Source organism: Flavobacterium sp., assembly GCF_043773265.1.
Taxonomy (GTDB): Bacteria; Bacteroidota; Bacteroidia; order Flavobacteriales; family Flavobacteriaceae; genus Flavobacterium.
On sequence record NZ_JAYVFH010000180.1, the window covers coordinates 1 to 4,179 of the forward strand.

A 4,179-nucleotide genomic window follows, 5' to 3' on the forward strand; every position below is an offset into this window, starting at 1 on the left:
AATGATATACCTAGAGTTCAATATTGGAGAATGGAAAAAGGGACAAATTTTACAATGAAAAACTTATTAAAAATTCTAGCTATTCATAAAATTTCTTTAGAAGATTTCTTTAAAGATTTATAGATTATCAAAACAACTCTTCAGGTAATCTAAGCAAATTCAATTCCACTTTCAAATCATCACTTAAAAGTTGCATTCCATATTGAAACGAAGCATTCATCCAGCCAAAACCTTCACGAGTAATATATTCAAAATCTGTTCCTTGATTGCCATATTCTGCAAAAACTTTGTGCGAACCACTTACAACATCATACTTTTCGGGAATTGTTCCGTTGTAATTACAAGCATTTTTGGTAATCATAAAAAGCCATTTGTAAATTAATTCTTGTGCCAAAGTATGATAACCATAATTTATTAATCCTTGCCAAATAATAATTTGATGTGGTGGCCAACCAAAAGGAAAATCCCATTGGCGTTGCATTTGATGATTTCCAATATTTTTTAAAGCATCTTTTGAGCAACCAGCAATTCCGCCAGAAAAAATTAATTTGGGCAACGCATTTTTAATCATTTTATCAGCTTGTTCTTGTGTTGCAATTTTTGCCCAAAGCGGAAAAAAACTTGTCGCAGATAGAAAAATATGTTGCTTTTGAGTTTTAAAATTATAATCAAAAAAACAACCTTCTTCTTCATTCCAAAGAAAATTATTTATTAGAATTTTTCGATTTTCAGATTTTTCAATCCAGTATTTTTGAGTGTAAATTTTAGAATTGTACTCGAATGAATCATCAAAATATTTTGAAATCATTTCGGCAAAATCAGTTTCATATTTATACAACATCGCATTGAGTTCAACCACATTTAAATCGGCGCAAATTCCTTCCAATCTGTAACTTGTGTCGTGACCGCTTTCGCGAACGCTTCTGTCGTGAACAAAATAATTATCCAGTTCTATATTTTCTATTTTTCTTTCGTAATATAATTTTTCATATTCTTGAATTGAGATTTTTTCTGCTTCTGCAAATGGTTTTAGAATGTCATCATAATGTCCCGTTTCAGTTTCTGGTGGCAATCCAATTCCTTGTGCAAAATAGCGATTCAAACCATTTTCTGTCAACCGTTTTCCTGTTTCCATCCAAACGGTTTCATATTCTTTTATGGCAATTTGAAGATTATTTTTCAACCAATTTAAATCTTTATTTGGCATCGCTTCAAAAACTTCTCGAATCATACTAGAAAAAAAAGGCGGTTGCGTTCGAGTCAAATAATAGGAACGATTGGCATTTAAAATTTTGCCGTAATGTGTAATTTGATAGCTAAAATTTTCAACCATACATTTGGCTAAATCTAATTTTCTATCAATTAGCAAACCAATATTTTCAAAATAACTGTCCCAACCATACATTTCATTAAATCTTCCGCCAGGAACTGCGAATGGTACTCCTGAAACTTTTTGATTTTCATTTTTTAATGCTAATGACAAAATCCCACCTTCATCATTAATGCTACTTACATATTGAGGAGTGATTTCTTTGGGAAGTTGCACTACTTTTAAATTAAATTTAGAAGATAATTTTTGATAATATTCTAAGGCAAAATCATCAGTAAAAGGAACATAAATAATTGATTTCTCAGTTTTTGATTTTGAATCAATTAATAATTTTTGCAAACCTTTTTCGTCTAAAGTTCGTGTTAAACCGTCCCAAAAATAGGTTGTAATCATTCGATTAATTCTATTAGCTGGAAGTTCAAAAACGTTTTCAAGTTCAATAAAATCTTGATTGTTTTCTTGAGCCAGAATTAATTCTTGCAATAAATTGGATAAAAAATAAGTGCCTTCAACTACTATTTCTTTATTGTCAGATTGTAATACAAATCGTTTTAAACCTTTGTCTTCAATGGTTATTCTCTTGTCATTATCAGTATCTTCTTGAAGTAGAAGTTGAGCAATTGTTTGCTGAATATTAAGTTGGAATTTCGACATTTTTCTTATTCATTTTATACAAAGTCCAAATTAATATAAAAATTAATGCAATTGGGATTAATGAGAAGTAAAAAGCAGTTGTTCCATTAAAAGATTCAAAAATATGACCTGTAATTATTGATCCAGTAGTGCCTCCAAGTGCTGAAAAAACTACAATTAAACCAGACATTGAACTGTGCATATGTTTGGGCAAAGATGATAGGATTGTAGAATTTAATGTTGGATAAATTGGCGCTAAAAACAATCCCATAATTGGTAATAAATACAAAACAAACGGTGCGTTTAACCAAGTCATTGATGCATTATTCTCTATTAAAATATTTTTAGCCAAAGGCATAACAAGTATAACTATTGCAGCAATTGCAAGTAAACACAAGGATAAAAAATGAATCCATTTTACTCGCAATAAAACAAATCCAGAGAGTAATCTTCCTAAAAAAGTTGCTCCAGCCAAAATTGAACCAGCTTGAATTGCCAAACTTGTTGGTGCGCGAAGAATTTCTTTATAAAATGTTGGCATCCAAGTAGAAAAACTTTGTTCAATCATTACATAAAAAAATATGGAAAGAATAAAGACAATTATTAATGGTTTTGCAATCATTACTATCATTTCTTTAAAGTCTTTTTCTAACGATGTGTTTTCTATTTTGGCTTCTTTTTCGTCTAATTTTGAGAACAATAATAACAGAAAAGCAAGAAATGACAAGCCAGCAATTATCCAATAAATTTGCAACCATTCTCTAGATTTTGGATTGGCATCATTTACAAAATAACTAAATACAAATCCGCCAAGCATAACGCCAGACATAAATATTGCTTCTAGAAAATTCATAAAACTACTGTGCTCTTTTTCGTTATTAGTCAACAATCCAATTGTGGAAAAAACCGAAACTTTTATCAATGCAAAGGAAACTCCAATTACAAAAAACAACAATTTAAAATACCAAAAAGCGTCTGCAAAAGGCATAATGCTGCAAACAATGGTCACTAAAGCCAAAGCAATAAGCATTGATTTTTTAAGTCCAATTTTTGGAAGAAATGATGCGAAAATAAAAGCTGCAATTGCAATGGGTAAATCTTTAAACCCTTCCAAAATAGATGCGTCACTTTTAGAAACCCCAAAATTAAGTTGCATTTGAAGCATTACAATTCCGACACAATTTAGCAAAATTGCAAACACAAAATAGTTAAAAAACAAAGATAATTTAATGGTTGTGTTTTTCATTTTTTTTTATATTAAAAGAAATCCTTTGAGATTTTTTACGCTTATTATATTTTAAAAATTCATTTTTGTAGTACCTTCATTTTCTGTATGATGTATTGTAAAACTACGAGTATTTAGGTTTGCACATAAATGTGCTACTACATTATCATTTTTCCATTTAATATCAATTACATCTGTCTGATTATCATTGATTTCTACAGATCCTAAAAATGCCTTTGAAGTATTTCTTAAGCGAATTATTTCTAGTTGTTTCTTCACAACTTCTTTTTTTAGACCGTTGGCAATGTCTTCCAAAGATAACGTTGTTCGGTTAATTTCCTTATGTCCAGCACTACCGCCATTGTCCGCTGCTTGATAATTGTTTTTTCCTGCAAATATATCTAAATACCAAATTTGAGGTATTCCAGGCATAAATAATTGTATCGCTCTTGCCAAAAGCAACTTTTGTTCATCTTCACCCAAGGCGCTAAAAAAAGTAGCATTTACTTGATAATAAGAAACTTTTTTTCCTGTTGCGTCATACAAATTTTTTACACGACCACCACGATCTATAATTTTGGTCATTATGGCCTCTATTTCTTCGTCTTCTAATAAACCTTTATTATACAGCCCATTAACCTCTTTTCCTTTTAAATCTAAAACAGGAATTCCATCATGACAACCCAACATGTTTACAGTTTTGTAACCTTTAGCAATAATTTCTTTTGCCCAAGTTAGCAATGCTTTACTCGATTTGTTTTCGATAGTATGAATGGTTAATCCTGGCAAGAAAAAATCATAAATATAATAACCTTCATTGGCTACTTCATCGTGTAAATGTAGTCCGTATTCTGCATGAATTTCTGGCAAAAGCATCAAATTATTTTTTTGTGCAATTTGCTTAATTCGCTCCAAATAATTCCAAGTTCCTGGTTTATTAAAAAAATTGGACTCACCTACTTGTTTGTGTAAGTACGCAAATGCATCTAAA

General features: G+C 30.4%; 2 protein-coding genes and 1 pseudogene. All 3 read right to left on the reverse strand.

Translation table 11 applies throughout. The features are described from left to right. Positions 1-127: 127 nt before the first annotated feature. Positions 128-1,984, reverse strand: a complete 1,857-nt coding sequence (locus tag ACH2BO_RS09665) for a trehalase family glycosidase (RefSeq protein ID WP_395044537.1) — start codon at positions 1,982-1,984, stop codon at positions 128-130. After that, positions 1,965-3,209, reverse strand: a complete 1,245-nt coding sequence (locus ACH2BO_RS09670) for an MFS transporter (protein WP_395044538.1) — start codon at positions 3,207-3,209, stop codon at positions 1,965-1,967. Before ACH2BO_RS09670 ends, ACH2BO_RS09665 begins: the two co-directional genes overlap by 20 nt. 51 nt (positions 3,210-3,260) lie before the next feature. Then, positions 3,261-4,179: pseudogene (locus ACH2BO_RS09675) on the reverse strand (glycosidase); the annotation flags it as partial.

What these genes read in the sequence shown, in the direction of transcription:
- ACH2BO_RS09665 (WP_395044537.1), bottom strand. Translation starts at nt 1,984, where the DNA reads ATGTCGAAATTCCAACTTAATATTCAGCAAACAATTGCTCAACTTCTA.
- ACH2BO_RS09670 (WP_395044538.1), bottom strand. Translation starts at nt 3,209, where the DNA reads ATGAAAAACACAACCATTAAATTATCTTTGTTTTTTAACTATTTTGTG.